This window comes from Kitasatospora sp. NPDC058965 (assembly GCF_042741245.1).
GTDB lineage: Bacteria > Actinomycetota > Actinomycetes > Streptomycetales > Streptomycetaceae > Kitasatospora.
This window is the reverse complement of record NZ_JBHYKG010000012.1, coordinates 14,710-35,256: the sequence shown is the minus strand read 5'-3', so window position 1 is coordinate 35,256 and position 20,547 is coordinate 14,710. Positions and strand designations below refer to the sequence as shown.

Below are 20,547 nucleotides of genomic sequence, written 5' to 3'. Positions count from 1 at the left end.
CCGGGCCCGGCGGGGTACTGCCGGGCAACCGAACAGTGGTCGAACTACTGCTCAGGGACTGTGAATTCACCCATTCCCCGGATCTCGGACAGCTTGCTGATCTAGCCTTCGCAACGGCCAACCGGTCGTTCTCAGGAGGGGAATTGACGATCATGCAGGCTTCCCGTCAGGCACGGCGGCTACCCGCCGTGCTCGCCGCGTTAGCGGCCCTGCTGCTCGTGTCCAGCACCGCGGCCGTCACCGAGGCGGCGGCCGCCGCACCACCCACCGCCGTGACCGCCACCGTGGCGGTGGGCAGCGGTCCGATCGCCGCCGTGCTGTCGCCCGACGGCAGCCGGCTCTACACCGCCAACTCCGGTGACAACACGGTCAGCGTGCTGGACACCGCCGCTGCCGCGGTGGTCGCCACCGTGCCGGTCGGCGTGCAGCCGGTGGCACTGGCCGTCACCCCGGACGGCGCCACCCTCTACGTCGCCGGCAAGGGCGACGACACGGTCAGCGTGATCAGTACCGCCACCGCCGCCGTGACCGCCACGCTGACCGGGTTCGACCAGCCGCAGGGCCTGGCGGTCAGCCCCGACGGCAGCCAGCTGCTGGTCAGCAACAACGGCGGCAGCACCGTCGCGGTGCTGGCCACGGCCACCGGCGCGGTGGTCCGCACCGACCAGGTCGGCGACCACCCGGCCGGCCTGGCGGTCTCCCCGGACGGCCACTACGCCTACCTGGTCAACCCGTTCAGCGACACGCTCAGCGTGCTGGACCGCACCGCCGCCGACGCCGTGGTGGCCACCGTGCCGGTCGGCCCGCAGTCCTTCGCGCTCGCGGTGTCCCCGGACGGCGCCAAGGTCTACGTCACCGACGCGGCCGGCAACGCGCTCACCGTGGTGGACACCGCGACCCGCACCGTCACCGCCACCGTCCCGGTCGGCGGCACGCCGCTGGGCCTGGACGCCAGCCGCGACGGCGCCTACGTCTACCTCGCCAACACCGCCGACCAGACCGTCAGCGTGGTCGCCACCTCGACCATGACGGTCACCGGCACCCTCCCGGTGCCGGGCGGCGCGGTGTCCGTGGTGCTGGACCCGAAGCTGGGGCACGCGTACGTGCTGGGCAACGGCACGGTCTCGCTGCTCACCCCGGTCCCGCAGGTCACCGCGGTCAGCCCGGCCAGCGGGTTCACCACCGGCGGCACCCAGGTCACCGTCGCCGGCAGCGCCCTGGCCGGCGCCACCGGGGTGAGCTTCGGCGGGGTCCCGGCCACCGCCTTCTCCTGCACCGCGACCTCCTGCACCGCCACCGCCCCGGCCGAGGCGGCCGGCACGGTGGACGTCCGGGTGACCACGGCGGCGGGGACCAGCGCGGCCGTCGCGGCCGACCGCTTCAGCTACCTGGTGCCCACCGCCGACCTCGGCGTGGGCCTGGCCGTCACCCCGTACCCGGCGCTGCTCGGCGCGCACCTGGACTACACGGTGACGGTCACCAACCACGGCCCGGCGGCGGCCGGCTCGGGCACCGTGCAGATCCCGCTGCCGACCGGTGTGCGGGCCACCAGCACCGACTGCACGGTGGCCACCGGCCAGCTCAGCTGCCCGGTCGGCGCGCTGGCCAACGGCGCCGCCGTCACCCGGCACTTCACCGTGCCGGTCGGCCTGTTCGGCGTCAACGTGAGCCTCACCGCGACCCGCACCGCCAGCAGCCCGGCGGACCCGGTCGCGACCAACGACAGCGCCAAGCGCAGCTGCACGGGCGTCACGTCGCTGTTCATCAGCTGCTCCTGAGCAGTCCGGGCAGCACCGCGGGCCCTGCCGGGGAGATCCCGGCAGGGCCCGTGCCGCGCCCACCGCCACGGGTCGGCCCGCACCGTCACAGGTCGGCGGCGACCACCCCACCGGCCGGCCGGGCCGCGGCGCCCGCGGTGCCGGAGCTCGCCCCGACCGCCGCCAGGTCACGACCCCGGGTCTCCCGGGCGCAGGCCACCGCCACCAGGGTGAGCACCGCCGCGATCGCCACGTAGAGCGCGATCGGGGTGGCGCTGCCGTAGTCCTTGAGCAGCGCGGTGGCGATCAGCGGCGCGGGCGCGCCGGCCGCCACCGAGGAGAACTGGGCCCCGATCGAGGCGCCCGAGTAGCGCATCCGGGTGCCGAACATCTCGGCGAAGAAGGCGGCCTGCGGCGCGTACATCGCACTGTGGAAGACCAGACCCACCGTCACCGCCAGCACCAGCTCGCCGAACGAGTGCGCGTCCACCAGCCCGAAGAAGGCGAACGCCCACGCCCCCACCCCGGCCGCGCCCACCAGGTACACCGGCTTGCGGCCCACCTTGTCGGAGAGCGCCCCGAACAGCGGGATCAGCGCGAACTGGATCGCCGAGCCGATCAGCACCGCGTTCAGCGCGCTCTGCTTGTGGAAGTGCGCGTGCGAGACGGCGTAGACCAGGACGAAAGTGGTCATGACGTAGTAGGAGATGTTCTCCGCCAGGCGGGCGCCCATCGCGATCAGCACGTCCCGCCAGTGGTGGCGCAGCACCGCCAGCAGCGGCAGGCCCTCGGCCGCGGCCGCCTGCTCCCGGGACCGGGCGGCCGCCAGGGCCTGCTGGAAGAGCGGCGACTCGTCCACGCCGAGCCGGATCCACAGGCCCACCATCACCAGCACCGCCGAGAGCAGGAACGGCACCCGCCAGCCCCAGGCCAGGAACTGCTGCTCCGACTGCACCCCGGTGAGCAGCGAGAGCACCCCGGCGGCCAGCAGGTTGCCGGCCGGCGCGCCGCCCTGCGGCCAGGAGGCCCAGAAGCCGCGCCGGCGCTGGTCGCCGTGCTCGGAGACCAGCAGCACCGCGCCGCCCCACTCGCCGCCCAGCGCGAAGCCCTGGACCAGGCGCAGCACGGTGAGCAGGATCGGCGCGGTCACGCCCACCTGCTGGTAGGTCGGCAGGCAGCCGATCAGCGTGGTGGCGCCGCCCATCAGCAGCAGGCTGAGCACCAGCAGCCGCTTGCGCCCGATCCGGTCGCCGAAGTGGCCGAAGACCAGCGCGCCGAGCGGGCGGGCCGCGAAGCCGAGGGCGTAGGTGACGAAGGCGAGCAGGGTGCCGGTCAGCGGGTCGCTGTGCGGGAAGAACACCTTGCCGAAGACGAGGGCGGCGGCGGTGCCGTAGAGGAAGTAGTCGTACCACTCGACGGTGGTGCCGATCAGACTGGCACCGACCACGCGGGTGAGGGATCTGGACATGGGGACCGTCCTGGGGGAGCGGGGTGGGTGGGGGAGCGGGGTGGGCGGGGGTCGGTTCCGTGGGCAGTGGTTCAGTGAGCGGGGGGCCGGGGGACGGCGGTCTAGTGGGCGGTCCAGCCGCCGTCCATGGTGAGCGAGGTGCCGGTGACGTAGCCGGCGGCGGGGGAGCAGAGCCAGAGCACCGCGTCCGCGACCTCCGCCGGCTCGATCAGCCGCTTGATCGCGGGACGCTCCAGCAGCACCTGCGCCAGCACCTGTTCGACCGGGATGCCGTGGGCCGCCGCCTGGTCGGCGAGCTGCTTCTCCACCAGGGGCGTGCGCACGTACCCGGGGTTGACGCAGTTGCTGGTCACCCCGTGCGGGGCGCCCTCCAGCGCGACCACCTTGCTCAGCCCCTCCAGGGCGTGCTTGGCGGTCACGTAGGCGGACTTGTAGGCACTGGCCCGCAGGCCGTGCACCGAGGAGAGGTTCACCACCCGGCCCCAGCCCTGCTCGTACATGTGCGGCAGGGTGCGGCGCAGGATCCGGAACGGGGCCTCCACCATCACCCGCTGGATCAGGGTGAACTTCTCCACCGGGAACTCGTGCAGCGGCGCCACGTGCTGCAGGCCGGCGTTGTTGACCACGATGTCCGCGTCGGCGGGCAGCGCGTCCACCGCGGCCGGGTCGGCCAGATCGGCCGGCACGGCGGTGCCGCCGATCTCGGCCGCCACGGCGGCGGCCGCTTCGGCGGCGAGGTCGACCACGTACACCTTGGCGCCGGCTGCCGCCAGGGCCTGGGCGCAGGCCCGGCCGATGCCGCCGGCCGCGCCGGTGACCAGCGCGGTGCGGCCGGTCAACGGCGGCGCCGACAGCGCGGACTGGGCTGTTGACTGGGTGCTCTCCATGGCCCGAAACGGTAGGCAGCGGTGGGCGGCGCACCCATGTGAGCCGGGACCACTAACGCCGTGCCCGGTATGGTCGCCGCCACCATGCGGACCCCGGGGCGGTGGCGGGATCTTGATGGAGAGTGGCATGGTCGCCACTGGTCAGTGGCCTGCGGCGACCGGCAGGCTGGACCCATGACCAGCGCAGAGACCGCCGCCCCCGCCGCTACCACTTTCGACCCCGCCGCCCCCGTGCCGGACACCAAGGACTGGACCTGGGTGCTGGAGCGGGCCTGCCCCGACTGCGGGCTGGACACCCCCGCCGTCGCGCCCACCACGGTGCCCGACCTGGTCCGCGCCAACGCCGCCGCCTGGGTCGCGCTGCTGGCCGGCGACCGGGAGGTGCTCGCCGGCCGACCGGACCCGACCACCTGGTCCGCGCTGGAGTACGCCTGCCACGTGCGGGACGTGTTCCGCCTCTTCGCCCACCGCCTGGACCTGATGCTCAGCCAGGACGGCCCGCTCTTCCCCAACTGGGACCAGGACGAGACCGCGCTCGCCGAGCGCTACCACGAGCAGGACCCCGCCGTGGTCGGCTGCGAGCTGGCCGCCGCCGCGGAGCTGATCGCCGCCGCCTTCGAGCAGGTCGCGGACGACCAGTGGCAGCGCACCGGCGACCGCAGCGACGGTGCCCGGTTCACCGTGGCGACGTTCGCCCAGTACTTCATCCACGACCCGGTGCACCACCTGTTCGACGTGACGGGGGAGCGGGTCGGCTGAGCGGGTCGAAGGTCATGAGTTGGTAAAAATCTCTGCCGGATCCTTGGTGAAGTCTTGACCTTCCGGTGGGTCCGGCGCCGGGTTCAGGGTGGTTCATCCATGAAAGTGGACTACTCCAGTGGCCAGTGGCACCAGTCTGACCTGCGTGATTGATGTTGTGTCAGTGAATCCGACAGTCCTACCGTGACTCCTGATCAGGTCTCGACTGTGATCTGAGATGTGACCGCCTCTCGGGGAGGGGCGGTGGATTCATGGGGGGTTCTTCGGCGTGCGCCAAAGACGTTCTCTGTTCTCCGCTGCGCAGAAACGGAGGTGGGAGCGTCGGACGACCGTCGCCTCCGCCCTCGTCGCAGCGCTGTCGCTGACGGTGCCACTGGCCCAGGCACAGACCGTGGTGGGCGGGTACCAGTACAAGGGGAAGATCTGGGCGGCGGATCCGCTGCCCGCCCAGCCGAAGGTGGCCGGGCACAACGCCGGTGCCTCGGCGAAGCCGCCGGTGGTGGCGGAGCCGAAGGGCTCGCGGGAGTTGAAGCCGCATCAGGTGGCGGCGCCGGTGTGGCCGAAGGCGGGCACGCAGACCGCGCCGGTGGGCGGAGCGGCGGCCGCGGGCGTCACGCTCGCGGCGACGGACGCGGCGCAGCCGGTGGCGGTGCCGTTCGCCCCGGCGTCGACGCCGGCCTCGGTGCAGGTGAGGACCGTCGACCGGGCCACGGCGCAGGCGGCGGGCGTGGACGGCCTGATGGTGGGTCTGTCCCGGCAGGACGGGTCGGGGGCCGCCGGCAAGGCGTCGGTCTCGCTGGACTACTCGTCGGTGGCGCAGGCGTACGGCGGCGGGTGGGCCTCGCGACTGCACCTGGTGCAGCTGCCGGCCTGTGCGCAGACGACGCCCCAGCTGGCGCAGTGTCAGACGCAGACGCCACTGGCGACGACCAACGACCCGGTGACGCACCGGCTGACGGCGAGCGTGGCGCTGCCCGCATCGGGCGGGTCGAGCGCACCGCGGGCGATGAGCATGATGGCCGCGCCGATGGCGGCGGCCGCAGCGAGCACCACGGTGGCGGCGGTCGCGGGCAGCAGTGGCTCGCAGGGCAGCTACACGGCGACGTCGCTGTCGTCGTCGGGCAACTGGGCGCAGTCGTCCTCGGGTGCGTTCACCTACAGCTACCCGATCTCGGTGCCGGCCTCGCTCGGCGGTGCGACCCCGTCGGTCGGCTTCTCCTACGACTCGCAGTCGGTGGACGGCGAGACGTCGGCGCGCAACTCGCAGTCCTCGTGGATCGGTGACGGCTGGAGCTACAGCCCCGGGTACATCGAGCGCACCTACAAGTCCTGCGCCAACGACGGCATCGCGAACTCCGGCGACGAGTGCTGGGCCGGCTGGAACGCGACCATCTCGCTCGGCTCGCACAACGGTCAGCTGGTGCGCGACGCCAACGGCCAGTACCACATGCAGAACGACGACGGCACCAAGGTCGAGCTGCTGACGGGCGCGTCGAACGGGTTGTGGAACGGCGAGTACTTCAAGGTCACCACGACCGACGGGACCCAGTACTACCTGGGCCTGAACCACTCCCCGGGCACCACCTCCGACCCCGCCACCAACTCGGCCTGGGGCATGCCGGTCTACACGCCGAAGTCGGGCGACCCCTGCTACAGCTCCGGCCAGGGCACCAATTCCAAGTGCGCCGGCATGGGGTGGCGGTTCAACGTCGACTTCGTCGTCGACCCGAACAAGAACCTGCAGCGGTACGACTGGGCGAGCGAGTCGAACTTCTACAACATGGGATACGGCCAGGTCGCGCAGTCCGGCGCCGGCGGAACCATGACCCAGTACACCCGCGGCGGGTACCTGACCCAGATCTCGTACGGGTACCAGCTGGCCGACGAGCAGGCGGGCCGCGACCCGGCGGCGAAGGTGGTGTTCACCACCGCCCAGCGCTGCACCGTCGACCCGACCACCTGTCAGGCCGCGAACCTGAACGCCAACACGGCGAACAACTGGCCGGACACCCCGTACGACCTCAACTGCACCAGCTCGATGGCGACCTCGGGCACCGGCAGCAACGTCTGCCAGACGGCCTCGCCGACCTTCTGGTCGACCTACCGGCTGCAGACCGTCGCCACCCAGGTCAAGGTGGGAACCGGCTGGCAGAACGTGGACAGCTACACGCTGACCCACCTCTTCTCGGACGCCGGCGGCACCATGGACCCGGTCACCGGCAAGACGGTCGACCCCAAGGACGCGGGCGCCCTGCAGTCCGTCATGTGGCTCTCCCAGATCCAGCACACCGCCCAGGACACGTCGGCCGGCGGCAGCGGGACCATCACCCTGGACCCGGTGACCTTCACCGGGGTCGAGACGGACAACCGGGTCGACGGCCTCACCCCGGCGGCCCCGCCGCTGTACCACCCGCGGATCTCCAGCCTGCAGACCGAGACCGGCGAGTCGATCGCGGTCACCTACCGGGCTCCCGAGTGCTCGCGCACCGCCAACCACATGCCGGCGTCCCCGGACTCCGACACCATGGCCTGCTACAACGTCCACTGGACCACGCCGGGCGGCATCACGCCGATCAACGACTGGTTCAACAAGACGCTGGTCGCCCAGGTCTCCGACAACGACGCGACCAAGGCCAACTCGCCGGCGAAGGTCACCACCTACAGCTACAGCGGTGGCGCGGCCTGGCACCGGGACGACTCCGAGTTCACCGACGACCAGTACCGCACCTGGGACGACTTCCGGGGCTTCCGGACCGTCACCGCCCAGACCGGTGCGGCCCCGGATCCAGTCACCCAGGTGGTGGCCAACTACTTCCAGGGCATGGACGGTGACTACAAGGCCGACGGGACCAAGCGGTCCGTCAGCTTCACCGACTCCACCGGCACGACCATCACGGACAGCAACTGGCTGGCCGGCACGGCCGAGGAGACCGACACCTACAACGGTCCCACCGGCCCGATCGTGGCCAAGGCGCTGGCGGACCCGTCGACCAGCACGGTGACCGTCACCGCGTCGCGCACCGCCTGGACCTCCAAGACCCCGGCCCCGACCCTCTCCACCCTGCCGGACCTGACGTCCCGTCGGGTCCAGTCGACCTCGGGCCGCTCGCAGGCGCTGCTGGCGGGTTCCGCCGGCTGGCGCACCATGAGCTCCGTCACCACCTTCGACAGCCTGGGCCGCGCCCAGCAGGTGGACGACAAGGGCGACGTGTCCGTGCCGGGCCAGGAGTCCTGCACCACCACCAGCTACGCCAACCCGCCCGCTGCGAACCCGATGATGCTCGGCTTCGTGAGCGAGGAGCTCACCGTCTCCGGGCCCTGCAGCACGGCGGCGAGCGCCGGCACCACGATCAACGACAAGCGCACCTTCTACGACGGCGACGGCAGCGTCACCAACCCGGGCACCCTGGGCAGCCTCGGCGCGAACGGCTCGACCATGGGCATGGTCACGTCGACCCAGGCGGTGAAGTCGTACGACGGCTCCGGCAACCCGGTCTTCCAGACCACGGGTGGGATCGGCTACGACCAGTACGGCCGCAGCACCACGTTCACCGACGCCGCCGGCCTGGTGACCAGCACCACCTACACGCCGCTGACCGGCACCCTGCCGACCGGTGTGTCGACCACCAACCCGCTCGGCTGGACCTCCAGTGCCACGCTGGCCCCGGCCCGCGGCCTGGTCACCCACGCGGTGGACGCCAACAACCGGGTCACCGACGTCAGCTACGACGCGCTCGGTCGCCGCACCGCGGTCTGGCTGCCCGGCCGGGCCAAGGCGACGCAGAGCGCCGACAAGCTGTTCAGCTACACGGTCAACGGCACCGGCAATCCGAACCCGGCGTCCGTCACCACGCAGACCCTGCGGGAGGACAACAGCTACGGCGCCGCCGTCGACATCTACGACGGCTTCCTGCAGTTGCGCCAGGCACAGACCACCACGGCCGACAACAGTGCCGGCCGACTGATCACCTCCACCCACTACGACAGCCACGGCTGGGTGCACTCCACCACCGGGGCGTTCTCGGACACCACCACGGCGCCCGGCTCGACCCTGTTCGTGGAGACCGAGAACACCCTGCCGCAGGAGACCGTCAGCAGCTACGACGGCCTGGGCCGGCCGACCGGCAAGGCGCTGTACTCCAAGGCTGCCGTGCTGTGGAGCAGCAGCACCTCCTACCCGGGCCTGGACGAGACGGACTACACCCCGCCGCAGGGGGGCACGCCGACCTCCACCTTCACCAACGGACTCGGCCAGACCACCTCGGTGGTCAACCACGGCGGCGCCGGGGTCGGTGATCTGACGACCGGTTACCACTACACCGCCGGCGGGCAGCTCGCGTCGATCTCCGACCCCGCGGGCCACAGCTGGACCTACCAGTACGACCTGCAGGGCCGTCGGACCTCCCAGACCGACCCGGATGCCGGCACCTCCAGCTCGGTCTACGACTCGCTGGGCCGGGTGGCCTCCGCCACGGACGGTCGCGGGCAGCAGCTCTCGTACACCTACGACCAGCTGAGCCGTCCCACCGGTGAGTACAGCGGGTCCAGCACGACCGACCAGACGAAGCAGCTGCTCTCGTTCAGCTACGACACGCTGGCCAAGGGCCTGCCCACCTCCGCGACCCGTTACACCGGCGGTTCCGGGAGCGGCGGCAGCGCCTACACCACGGCGGTCACCGGATACAACAGCGCCTACCAGCCGACCGGGACGAGCGTCACCATCCCGGCAGCCGAGGGCAAGCTGGCCGGCACCTACACGCTCAGCACCGGCTACACGCCGAACGTCGGCCTGCTGTCGGACACCGGCTACAACGGCGACGGTGGGCTGATCCCGGAGGACGTGGGCTACGGCTACAACCTCCAGGGCGGCATGGTCTCGATGGGCTCGGACTTCGCGTCCTACCTCGACCTGGCCTCGTACAGCCCGAAGGGCCAGATCCTGCAGTCCACCTTCGGAGTGCTGGGCAAGCAGCTGCGCACCGCGCAGACGTACGACGACGCCACCGGGCGGCTGGCCACCAACCGGGTATCGCTGCAGACCGCGACGACCAACCCGATCTCGTCGACCACCTTCGGCTACGACCCGGCGGGCAACCTGACCACGGCCAGTGAGCTGCAGTCCTCGGGCGGCACCGACCAGGCCTTCGACACCCAGTGCTTCCAGTACGACGGACTGAAGCGCCTGACCCAGGCCTGGACCGACACCGCGGGCCAGACCACCGCGACGGCCGGTCAGCTGGCCCGGTGCGCAACCGCCGCGCCGACCCCGTCGACGCTCGGCGGTCCGGCGCCGTACTGGCAGAGCTACAGCTACAACGCGCTCGGCGGCCGCACCCAGCTGGTCAAGCACGACCTGACCGGCAACGCGGCCAACAACACGACGCAGACGCTGAACTACCCGACCAACGGGGTGCAGCCGAACACCGTCACCGGCATCACCACCACCGGCCCGAACGGCACCAGCACCCAGACCCCGCACTACGACGCGGGCGGCAACACCAAGGACCGCGGCACCACCGGTGTCTCGCCGGTCAGCCAGACCTTCAGCTACGACGAGGAGGGCAACACCAAGGCCGTCACCACCACGGTGGGCGTCGGCACCCCGCAGAACACCAGCTACCTCTACGACGCCAGCGGCAGCCTGCTGCTGCAGCACGGCCCGAACGGCACCACGCTGTACCTGTTCGGCGGTGCCGAGCAGCTCACCCTGAGCGGGACCACGGTCACCGGCCTGCGGTACTACGCCGCTCCGGACGGGACGGTGATCGTCCGCTCCAGCGGCGGCACCGTCAGCTTCCAGCCGACCACCCCGCAGCACACCGCTCAGCTCCAGGTCGACGCCAAGACCCTGGCGATCACGCGGCGTTCCTTCGACCCGTACGGTGCGCCGCGCGGTTCGGTGCCGGGTGCCTGGGCGGACAACCACGGGTTCCTCGGCCAGCCGACCGATCCCACCACCGGGCTGGACCTGCTCGGCGCACGGCACTACGACGCGACCATCGGCCGGTTCCTGACCGCCGACCCGGTGCTGGAGGCCGGCGACCCGAACCAGATGGGCGGCTACTCGTACGCCGCGAACAACCCGACCAGTGGCAGCGACCCCAGCGGCCTGATGCGGGAAGCCCAGCAGGACGGCGGCGGCGACTCGGGCGGCGGCAGCAGCAGTTCGAGCGACCTGTGCCCGAACCCCAGCGGTGGCTACCCGGTCGCGGTGCCCTGCGGCAGCGGTGGCGGTGGCGGCGGTGGGTCCTCCGCCGACACCAACGACATCCCGGACATCCAGGACTGCACCGCGCCCGATGCGGACCGCTGGTGCCACCTGCGCAACGCGATGTTCAAGACCGCGGTCGCGTTCGGCATGCTCGGCGGCTCCGAGGGCACCTTCTCGGGCATCGGCCGCGGCGGTTCGCTCGGCTCCCACGACGACGCGAACATCGGCGGCAAGGGCAAGACCCACGACGAGGAGCCGCAGGCCAAGAAGGGCAAGCCGCTCGGCGGCGACCCCGGGGCGACGCCGCACGAGGACGACCTCGACCTCGCCAAGGCCCAGGCGCGCAAGAACGTCAAGGAGCTCGAGGAGCTCAACGACGGCGACCCGGTCACCACGCAGAACGACCCGGCGCCCACCACGCCGGACGCCGACACGACCCAGCAGGTCAACCCGGTCAAGCCCTGGGAGGACCCGTACTACAACCCGATGAAGCCGGACTCGGAGATCGGGAGCTTCAAGCCCACGGTCAAGCTGGGCAGCGCCGGCAAGGGCGCCACGGTCGAGGAGGGCCTGGCCGGGGCGGCGCAGCTGCGCAACAAGCTCGCGGAGCGGACCGCCATGGCCAACGGGCGGACCAAGCCGCACGGCGACTACATCAAGAAGACCTGGACCGGTGGCTACAACACCCGGACCGGACAGATCGCCGCCGCCTGCTCGGGCGCCGGCCGCTGTGCGGAGGGCAACGTCATCATCGCGCTCGGCGGGAACAAGGACGAGATCGTGATGACCCGGGCCATCAAGTGGTTCGCGAAGGTGAACGACTGGGTGGAGTCACCGATTTGCAAGGACTGCCAACGGTTCCTCAATCCCTCGCACTTCGGGCCGAGTCCGTTGTTCGACGACCAGGGGAGGTGGTTCAAGGAGTACTACCAGGTGCCTGACAACGGCTGATCCGACGGACACCCGGTCCCGGTCGCACCGGGAACGGGTGCCGCAGGGTTGAGCCCGGGTGCGGCGGCCGGCTGGCTAAGCTGGTCGCCGCACCGCTTCCGGTGCCAGGAGGCAACGGGAAGGCAGCAGGACACGATGGCGAGCAAGGCGGTCCTCTTCGAGGCCGGGCGGTACGACTGGGCGGCGTACCGCTGCGCGTGCGGCGAGACGGCCGCGCACCTCCCGGAGACCTTCGAACGGCTGGTGGACGCGACCAACGAGACGCAGCTCGCGGAGAACGCCCTGGAGGACCACGCCTTCGTGCAGGACCTGCTGTACCAGAGCGCGGTGCCCACCACCGCGCTGATCATGATGGCGCTGCAGGACCACGAGCTGTGGCTCCCGGTGCGGCAGGAGCTGCTCGACGTCCTGTGGCGGCTCTGCGCCGGCGAGTCACACCTCACCGAGGTCGAGGCGGGGGAGCCCCACCTGGAGCTGAAGTGCCGGGCGATCGCCCGCGGCGGGATCCACACCCTCTACAACGACTACGTGAACCGCACCTACAACGTGACCCGCTACCTGCTGGAGGTGGTCGAGGACGACGTGGCGCGGTTGGCCCACTACGACGCGGTCTTCGACCGCCCCAAGCGCAAGCGCCGCTGACCGCTCACTCCTCGATCGCCCCGCCCACCCCGCGCAGGTGCTCGCGGAAGGTCAGGCGCGGGTCGGCGGCGCGGGCGGTGAGGAAGGCGTCGAAGGCGACCTGGCCGCGCAGCGAGCGGCCCTGGCGGATCAGGTCGGCCTGGTGGCGTTCGGTGTCGCGGATCGCCTCGGCCAGGTCGAGCAGGGCGGGCAGCCGGTCGGCGGGCAGGAAGAGCGCGCCGTCCTCGTCGGCGACCACGTAGTCCGCCGCGGTGACGGTCCAGTCGCCGGAGCGGGCGGCGGTCAGGGCGTCGGCGGCGCGGTCCCGGGCGGCCAGTGGGCCGGTGGGCAGTGCGCCGAGGCTGAACAGCGGCAGGCCGATCGCGCGCAGGTCGGCGGTGTCGCGGTGCAGACCCCAGACCAGGATGCCGTCCAGGCCGGCCTGCCGGGCCTCCAGGGCGATCAGGTCCCCGACGCAACTCTCGTCCGTGCGGCCCGCGTTGTCGACCACCAGGACCTCACCGGGGGAGGCCAGGGTGATCGCCTCCAGGAAGACGTCCACGCTGCCCGCGTGCCGGGCGGGCCGCACCGGGCCGGCCAGTCGGGTGCCCGGGAGCAGCGCCCGGGTGCCGGCGGGCGCGCAGCGCACGGGGAGGCCGGCCCGCAGGCAGGCGTCGGCGAGGTGGGCACAGGTCAGCTCGGCGATGCGCTTGTCCATAGCGGCTTTATAGCAGTACCGTGGCGGCCATGAAGCGCGCACGCATCGCCATGACGACGACGCCGGACACCGTCCCGGCGCGCTGACTGCTGACTTGGTCCGAAGCCCCGGGGCGAACGCCCCGGGGCTTCGTGCTGTGCGGCGGCGTTCGTCCCACCCCACCCGACACGGGAGAACGCCATGCACGACCACCGCAAGCTCGGCCGCGAGCTGGGCCTGTTCGACACCGACCCGCTGATCGGCGCCGGCCTGCCGTACTGGCTGCCCGCCGGGGCCGCGATCCGGCACAGCCTGGAGGAGTACGTCCGGCGCGAGGAGCGCCGGGCCGGATACCGGCACGTGTACTCGCCGGTGCTGGGCAAACGCGAGCTCTACGAGCTGTCCGGGCACTGGGCGCACTACCGCGAGGACATGTTCCCGCCGCTGGAGATGGGCGAGCAGCCGGGGGACGACGAGCTGGTGCTCCGCCCGAGCCTGTGTCCGCACCACGCGGTGATGTTCCGCTCCCGCGCCCGCAGTTACCGCGAGCTGCCGCTGCGGATGGCGGAACTGGGCGGGATGTACCGCTCGGAGCGCTCGGGCGTGCTGGGCGGGCTGACCCGGGTGCGCTCGATCCAGCTGAACGACGCGCACATCTTCTGCACCGTCGAGCAGGTGGCGGAAGAGGCCCGCGGCGCGCTGGAGTTGATCCGGCGGGCGCACCGGGCGCTGGGCATCGAGGCGGTCCGCTACCGGCTGTCGCTCGCCGGAGAGGGTGCCAAGTACGTCGCCGATCCCGAACTGTGGGAGCGCTCGGCCGAGTTGTTGGTCCAGGCGCTGGACGGACTGGGCATCGGGTACGAGCGGGCGGCCGGCGAGGCGGCGTTCTACGGGCCGAAGATCGACGTGCAGGTCGTCGACAACGCCGGGCGGGAGTTCACCCTCTCGACCGTCCAGGTCGACTTCCACCAGCCCGCCCGGTTCGACCTGCACTACACCGGCCCGGACGGCGCCAAGCACCGACCCGTGATGGTGCACCGCAGCATCATCGGCAGCGTGGAGCGCGCGGTGGCCCTGCTGATCGAGCAGCACGGCGGGGCCTTCCCGGCCTGGCTGGCGCCGGTGCAGCTGGTGGTCCTGCCGGTCTCCGAGGAGGAGCTCCCGGCCGCCGGGGCGGTGCTGGCCCGCGCCCGCGAGCTGGACCTGCGGGTCGAGCTGGTCGAGCCGCGGGACGGCAGCCTGGCGGCCCGGATCCGGGAGCACCGCCTGGTGCCCTACCAGGCGGTGCTCGGCGCCAAGGAGGCGGCGGACGAGGCGATGGCGGTCCGGCTGCGCGACGGGCGCCGGCTCCCACCGCTGCCGGTGGAACGGGTGCTGGCCGAGCTCGGCGCGGTGGTGGCGGAGCAGCGCGCGGAGCTCTGGCAGGGCTGACGAGGGGTCAGAAGGCGGTGTCGGTGGCGAGCTGCTCGTGCCGGTCCAGGTCGGCGCCGACGGCGGCCAGCTTGGCCCGGATCGCGCCGACCGCGTCGGCGCCCAGCGGCAGGCGCAGCGGCAGCGGGTCCAGGTCCAGCGCGGTGATCAGGGCGGCGGCGGCCTTGGCCGGGTCGCCGGGCTGCTCGCCGTGGCTGGCCGCCAGGCCGGTGCGCACCGGGTCGACGGTGGCCCGGTAGTCCTCGATCACCGCACTGCCGTGCAGCGCGGGGCCGGCGAACTCGGTGCGGAAGGCGCCGGGTTCGAGGATCAGCACGCGGATCCCGAGCGGGGCCACCTCGGCCGCCAGTGCCTCGCTCGCCAGCTCCAGCGCGCCCTTGGCCGCGCTGTAGGCACCGACACCGGGGAAGGAGAGGAACCCGCCCATGCTGCTGACCTGCACCACGGTGCCCGAGCGTCGCTCGCGCATGGCCGGCAGCACCAGCCGGGTCAGCCGCAGCGCGCCGAAGAACATCACCTCCATGATGTCCCGCAGCTCCTGCTCCCCGACCTCCTCGACCGCGCCGACCAGACCGTACCCGGCGTTGTTGACCAGGACGTCGATCCGGCCGTGCCGCTGCAGGACGTCCTTGACGGCCTGCTCGCTCTGCGCGGCGTCGGTGACGTCCAGTCGGACGGCGTCCACCCGGTCGGGGAACTCCTCGGTCAGCGCGGCCACCGTCTCCGGGCGGCGCACCGCGGCGACCACGGTGTCCCCGGCGGCCAGCGCGGCGCGGGCGAAGGCCTGCCCGAACCCGCTGCCGGCTCCGGTGATCAGCCAGACCCGGCCGCCGTGCTGAAACTGCGTCATCTGATGCCCCCTCAAGAATGGTCCGTCGCGGACGAGCCTACCCGGCCGACCTGGGCCGAGCGGGTGACTTCGCGGCTGTCGGTGCCGTACCGGACCGGGGGCTGCGGCATGATCAATCCCGGCAGGCACGACTGCCGGGTGGAGTGGCCGAGGGGCGAGGCAACGGCTTGCAGGGCCGTGCACATAGGTTCGAATCCTGTCTCCACCTCCGGACGGCGAGGGCCGGTTGTTCCCCCGGGCAACCGGCCCTCGCGACCGCCGTCGGCCGCGACCACCGCGTCAACCAGCGACCAACTCCCGCTCCAGCGGGGTGCGGAACCGCGGGGTCACCCGGACCTCGCCGAGCCAGCCGGCCAGTCGCTCGGCCTCCGCCGCGATCGCGGCCCGCCCCTCGGCGCCGGGGTCGGTGAACAGGCGCCAGACCAGCTCGCCGTCGGCCCGCTGCGCCCAGCCGCCGATCACCCGGCCGCACCACCAGACGCTGGGGCCGGCGTTGCCCGCCCGGTCGAAGAGGGCCGGGACGTCCTCGGGGCGCAGGTACCAGTCGCGTTCCCGCCAGCCCATCACGGTCGGGTCCAGCGCGGGCAGCAGGGCGGCCCAGGGCGCCGACTCCTGTGGTCCGGGCTCCTCGTCGCCGGGAACCACCAGGCCCGTGGCCCCGTCGGGCAGCCGGACCTCGACCGCCGCCAGGTCGGCCAGCGCCTTGCGGGTGTCGCCCAGGGTCCAGCCGGTCCACCACTTCAGGTCCGCCTCGGTGGCCGGGCCGAACGAGGCCAGCCAGCGCCGGGCCACCTCGGCCTTGGCCTCGCGCACCGGCACCTCGGCCAGTTGTGCCACCGGCGCCCAGGGATAGCTGCTGCTCAGCCAGGAGCCCAGCGGGCGGCACCGGCGCACGTGGCCGTCCGAGGCGAGCAGCCGCAGCAGTCGGCTGCCCACGCTCTGCCGCGCCTCGTAGGGCTTGCCCGCGGCCATCAGGATGGTCTCCCGCAGGGCGGGCACGTCCTCGGCGAGTTGGCTGGTGGTGGCCTCGCCGCGCCGGGCCAGCGCGGCGAGCACCGCGCGCTCGGTCGCGGCCAGCCGCGGTTCGTCCCAGCCCTCGGCGCCCTCGGCCAGGCGCTTGAGCAGCGTGGCCCGCTCCCTGGCCGCGATGGCCCGGGCGGTGGACGAGTTGACGTACGGGGCGAACTCCTCGGTCACCGCGAAGATGGTGCGGCGCATGGAGAGCAGCTTGACCAGGGAGACGTCCTCGTACAGCGCCCGGTCGACGGCCAGGGCGGAGGGCTCGGCCAGCCGGGCGCAGGCGGTGAGGTAGACGGTGGCGGCGTCCGTGGCGTGCAGGCCGACCAGCGCGTCGGCCACCTGCGGGACGTCGGCGGCCCGGTCGGCCGGCCGCAGCAGGTGGCGGCGGCCGAGCCGGGCCCGGCGGTGGTCGTCGGTGAGGGCGGGGCTGAGGGGCATGGGGGGAGCGTAGCCCGAGGGACCGTCAGGGACGGTCGTGGTGCTGCTGGTGGGCGTGCCCGCCGTGCTCCGCGTGCCCGTCCTGCCCGCCGTGCTCCGCGTGCCCGGCGTCCGGGGAGCCGCCCATCATCCGCAGCATCGCCCGCCCGCCGGTGCGCAGGAACCGCACCACCAGCACGGCGGCGACCAGCAGGAAGGCGATGTTCAGCCAGGTGGTGTAGTTCCAGCTGATCCCCGCCATCGGCACCTGCGCGGTGCTCCGGTCCGGCACCAGCCCCAGTGCGCCGAACAGGATCTCCACCAGGTACCCGGCGGCCACCATCGACAGGTAGAAGGTCCCGGCCAGGAAGGCCGCCATCCGCAGCCCGTAGTACTTGCGGTAGATGTTCAGGATCGGCAGGATCAGCAGGTCCGCGAAGACGAACGAGACCACCCCGCCGAAGCTGATCCCGCCCTGCCACAGCACCACCGCCAGCGGCACGTTGCCGATCGAGCAGACGAACGAGACCACCGCCACCAGCGGGCCGACCAGCGGGCCCCAGATCTTGCTCGCCAGCGGGTGGCCGTCGAAGAAGAACGCGTGCCAGAAGCTGTCCGGCACCCAGGCCGCGATCGCCCCGGCGATCAGCAGGCCCGCCACCAGGTCCTTGAGGATCGCCGCCCACTCCATCACGAAGACGTGGGCGGTGGCGGTGAAGCCCGCGGGGGAGAAGAGGCGGTGGCGGAACGAGCCCCCGCCCGCGACCGACATGTCCATCGCCGCGTGCCCCTCCATCGAGCCGGCCAGCCCCCGGTCGGCCTGCTCGCGCGCCGCGCGCAGCAGCCGGGCCCGCAGGAAGAACCGGAACAGCAGCGCCAGGACCAGGATCATCACCGGCCCGCCGACGAACTCGGCCGCCGTGAACTGCCAGCCCATCAGCAGCGCGAGGATCACACCGAGTTCGATCACCAGGTTGGTGGAGGCGATCTCGAAGGCCATCGCTGCGGTGAAGTCCGCCCCCTTGCGGAAGAGCGAGCGGGCCAGCGCCACCGCGGCGTACGAGCAGGAGGAGGACGCGGCGCCGAGCAGCGAGGTGACCGCCAGGGTGCGCGGCCGGGCGTCACCCATCAGCCGGACGACGGTGGACTTGCGCACCACCGCCTGGACGACCGCGGAGAGCAGGAAGCCCAGGACGAGCGCCCAGGTGATCTCCCAGGTCATCGAGACGGTGATGGAGAGGGCATGTCGGATCGCGTCCATGGGTTGTCGGCCTCCGCCTTCCTCGGGTGGGTGAGCGACGCCGACAACGCTATACCCCCAGGGGGTATTCCGACCGCTTTCCGATCAGTGGGGCGGGGCGGTGTCCGCACCCCGCCCCACTGTGCCGGTCGGTCCCCCGGGTTCGGCGGCGACGCGGCCGTGCGCAGCGGACCACCCGTCCGGACCTGCGGGCGGAGCCGCCGGGCGCCGTCAGACCGCCGCCGCGGCCGCCTTCTGCCGCCCGACCTCGCGCACCCGCTCGCCGAGCCGGCGCACCACGCGGCTGGTCGACTGCGCGGCCACGTTGCGCCGCAGGCCGTCGAAGTGCTCGTCGCCGCGCGCGGTGGACAGGGTGGTGTAGTCGTCCAGGAACGCGTGCCAGGTGTTGGCGGCCGCCTCCACGTGCCCGAGTTCCCACTGGCGGGACGCCAGGACCCCGTTGGCGTGCAGCCGGCCCTGGCGTTCGTTGGCCGGGCGGACCCGGTTGGACTGGTGCATCGCCTGGATCGAGCCCGGCAGGTCGCCGAGCGCGTAGAGGACGCTGCTGACGTGGAAGTGGTAGGCCGCCCAGTCGTAGCCGCCGACCGCGTCGTTGCGCCCGTCGGCCTTGGCGAGGGCGGCCTCGGTCTGGCCCAGCCGGGCGAAGGCGAGGCGCTGGTCGTGCACCAGGGCGGCACCGTGCGCCTGCTGGCCGCGCAGGAAGGCGGTCAGCCGGGGGCCGGCCGCGGGGGCGCACTCGGCGGCGGCGTCCGCGTACTCCAGGGCGCGCGGGCCGTAGCCCAGGTTGGCGGCCTGCAGCGCCATGCCGCGCAGGGTGCGGCAGTAGGTCACGTGGTCCTGCCCGTCCTGGGCCAGGGTGAGCGCCTCGGTGAAGTACTGCTGGCCCAGGCCGTGCGCACGTTCGTACATCGCCATCCAGCCGGTCAGGTACACCAGGTCGGAGGCGGCGGCCAGCATCGCCTTCTTCACCTGCGGCGTGCCGTCGGCGCTCAGCCACGGCATCACGGTGTTGGCCAGGAAGGCGGCACTCATCGGGCGGGCGTGGCCGCCGCCGAGCTCGTCCAGGATCGCGGCTATCCGCTCGGTCATCGCCCGCACGGTCTCGACCTCGCTCTCCCCGACCCGCACCGTGCGCCCGGCGCGCACCTCCTCCCGCGCGCTGTCCAGCCGGTGGGCGAGCTCGGTGTAGCCCGGCACCAGCATCGCGGCGGAGTAGAGCCCGGCGGCCAGCATGGTGCGCCGGGACGGGTCCATGTCGTCCCGGACCAGGTCGGACAGCCCGGCCAGGCCCGCCCGGGCGGAGCCGTCCACCCGGTGGGCCGGCGCCGTGCCGAAGCCGGCCTGCTGCGAGGTGACGGGTCGGCCGAGCCGCCGGGCGAAGGCCTCGGCGATCACCGGCCGGACCGCCGCGCGCGGGCGCACGCCCTTCAGCCAGTGCGAGACCGCGGAGTGGTCGTAGGTCAGTTCCAGGCCGGTCTCCCGGCCGATCCGGTTGACCGCCCGGGCCAGTTGGTCGTTGCCCCAGCGGGCCTGGGTCAGCAGGGCGGCGAGTTCTCTGTTCGGCGTGCGTGCCATGGCTCCCCCGTGATTCACGTCATTCACGACTCAGTCCAGCATGGACCGTTCTCATCGTCGGCGTAAGTCGATTGACTGTGTATCAGTCGTGGGGGAGGCGCGTGCACGTCGGCCTCCTCCTGATCGCCGAGGAGATGCCGAGATGGAGCGCGAGTACCGTCCCGAGCGGGACGAATTCCACGTCACCGCCGGTGCGGGGGCCGTGCGCGGCGCCCGCGACCGGGTGGTCGCCGTGGCCGAACGCTGGCGGTTGCCGCTCTCCAGGGACGCGCTGGAGGACCTGCGGCTGTGTACCAGCGAGGTGGTCGCCAATGCGCTCGAACACGCGGGCGGCCAGTGCGAGGTGACCGTGAGCTGGGGCGGTCGGCGACTCCTGGTGGAAGTCGCCGACCGCTCCCCCCGCGCACCGGTGCCGCTCGCGGCGGGTGACGAACTCCCGTTCGGGCGTGGCCTGGTGCTGGTGGCCGCACTGGCCGGCAGCTGGGGCTGGCGACCGACCGCGACCGGCAAGGTCGTGCACTTCGGGATCGTGGTGGACCCGGTGGTCGCGGGGGCGACCGGGTCGGCGCGACCGGGTGCGGTGACCGTCCGCCGGTGAGTCCGGCGGGCCCCGACCGTCCGGCCCCCAGCAGTCGGGCCTCC

Annotated in this window: 13 protein-coding genes and 1 tRNA gene; 7 read left to right on the top strand and 7 right to left on the bottom strand. The window is 72.6% G+C overall.

Going from position 1 to position 20,547, the window contains the following annotated elements:
* Window positions 1–152: 152 nt before the first annotated feature.
* Window positions 153–1,778 (top strand): beta-propeller fold lactonase family protein, encoded by a 1,626-nt coding sequence (locus ACFW1A_RS03900; RefSeq protein WP_380403725.1) that lies wholly within the window; start codon window positions 153–155, stop codon window positions 1,776–1,778.
* 85 nt (window positions 1,779–1,863) lie between these two features.
* On the opposite strand, the gene ACFW1A_RS03895 is transcribed toward ACFW1A_RS03900, so the two are convergent.
* Both ACFW1A_RS03895 and ACFW1A_RS03890 read right to left on the bottom strand, forming a co-directional pair.
* Window positions 1,864–3,225, bottom strand: coding sequence for an MFS transporter (locus ACFW1A_RS03895; protein ID WP_380403625.1), 1,362 nt, complete (start codon window positions 3,223–3,225; stop codon window positions 1,864–1,866).
* A 101-nt stretch (window positions 3,226–3,326) separates the two neighbouring features.
* Window positions 3,327–4,112 carry a 3-hydroxybutyrate dehydrogenase gene (locus ACFW1A_RS03890; RefSeq protein ID WP_380403622.1) on the bottom strand — a complete coding sequence of 262 codons (786 nt, stop codon included), beginning with the start codon at window positions 4,110–4,112 and terminating at the stop codon, window positions 3,327–3,329.
* Between the two features lie 174 nt (window positions 4,113–4,286).
* On the opposite strand from ACFW1A_RS03890, the gene ACFW1A_RS03885 reads away from it, so the two are divergent.
* From ACFW1A_RS03885 to ACFW1A_RS03875, 3 genes are all read left to right on the top strand, one after another.
* Window positions 4,287–4,871 carry a DinB family protein gene (locus ACFW1A_RS03885; protein ID WP_380403619.1) on the top strand — a complete coding sequence of 195 codons (585 nt, stop codon included), beginning with the start codon at window positions 4,287–4,289 and terminating at the stop codon, window positions 4,869–4,871.
* Between the two features lie 367 nt (window positions 4,872–5,238).
* Window positions 5,239–12,033: an RHS repeat-associated core domain-containing protein gene (locus ACFW1A_RS03880; RefSeq protein WP_380403616.1), complete on the top strand. Its 6,795-nt coding sequence runs from the start codon at window positions 5,239–5,241 to the stop codon at window positions 12,031–12,033.
* Window positions 12,034–12,168: 135 nt separating this feature from the next.
* Complete coding sequence (locus ACFW1A_RS03875) at window positions 12,169–12,675, top strand: hypothetical protein (RefSeq protein ID WP_380403613.1); 507 nt, start codon at window positions 12,169–12,171, stop codon at window positions 12,673–12,675.
* A gap of 4 nt (window positions 12,676–12,679) precedes the next feature.
* On the opposite strand, the gene ACFW1A_RS03870 is transcribed toward ACFW1A_RS03875, so the two are convergent.
* On the bottom strand, window positions 12,680–13,372 hold the full coding sequence (locus tag ACFW1A_RS03870) for an RraA family protein (protein WP_380403610.1): 693 nt from the start codon (window positions 13,370–13,372) through the stop codon (window positions 12,680–12,682).
* A 180-nt stretch (window positions 13,373–13,552) separates the two neighbouring features.
* On the opposite strand from ACFW1A_RS03870, the gene thrS reads away from it, so the two are divergent.
* On the top strand, window positions 13,553–14,782 hold the full coding sequence (gene thrS / locus ACFW1A_RS03865) for a threonine--tRNA ligase (RefSeq protein ID WP_380403607.1): 1,230 nt from the start codon (window positions 13,553–13,555) through the stop codon (window positions 14,780–14,782).
* A 7-nt stretch (window positions 14,783–14,789) separates the two neighbouring features.
* Here the strand turns inward: thrS and ACFW1A_RS03860 are convergent, their stop codons facing one another.
* Window positions 14,790–15,632, bottom strand: a complete 843-nt coding sequence (locus tag ACFW1A_RS03860) for an oxidoreductase (protein ID WP_380403604.1) — start codon at window positions 15,630–15,632, stop codon at window positions 14,790–14,792.
* A gap of 137 nt (window positions 15,633–15,769) precedes the next feature.
* Here ACFW1A_RS03860 and ACFW1A_RS03855 point away from each other — a divergent pair.
* Window positions 15,770–15,840 (top strand) — tRNA-Cys (locus ACFW1A_RS03855).
* A 71-nt stretch (window positions 15,841–15,911) separates the two neighbouring features.
* Here the strand turns inward: ACFW1A_RS03855 and ACFW1A_RS03850 are convergent.
* The 3 genes from ACFW1A_RS03850 to ACFW1A_RS03840 all read right to left on the bottom strand — a co-directional run bounded on the left by ACFW1A_RS03850 (window position 15,912) and on the right by ACFW1A_RS03840 (window position 19,905).
* Entirely contained in the window at window positions 15,912–17,090 is a 1,179-nt protein-coding gene (locus tag ACFW1A_RS03850; protein ID WP_380403601.1) for a winged helix DNA-binding domain-containing protein, read from the bottom strand.
* A gap of 25 nt (window positions 17,091–17,115) precedes the next feature.
* A complete protein-coding gene (locus ACFW1A_RS03845; RefSeq protein WP_380403598.1) occupies window positions 17,116–18,330 on the bottom strand; it encodes a permease in 1,215 nt (404 codons plus the stop codon).
* 210 nt (window positions 18,331–18,540) lie between these two features.
* Complete coding sequence (locus ACFW1A_RS03840; RefSeq protein WP_380403595.1) at window positions 18,541–19,905, bottom strand: hypothetical protein; 1,365 nt, start codon at window positions 19,903–19,905, stop codon at window positions 18,541–18,543.
* A gap of 142 nt (window positions 19,906–20,047) precedes the next feature.
* Between ACFW1A_RS03840 and ACFW1A_RS03835 the strand changes: the two genes are divergently transcribed.
* The gene (locus tag ACFW1A_RS03835; RefSeq protein ID WP_380403593.1) at window positions 20,048–20,503 is read left to right on the top strand and encodes an ATP-binding protein; all 456 of its coding nucleotides are present in this window, start codon (window positions 20,048–20,050) and stop codon (window positions 20,501–20,503) included.
* Window positions 20,504–20,547 lie beyond the last annotated feature (44 nt).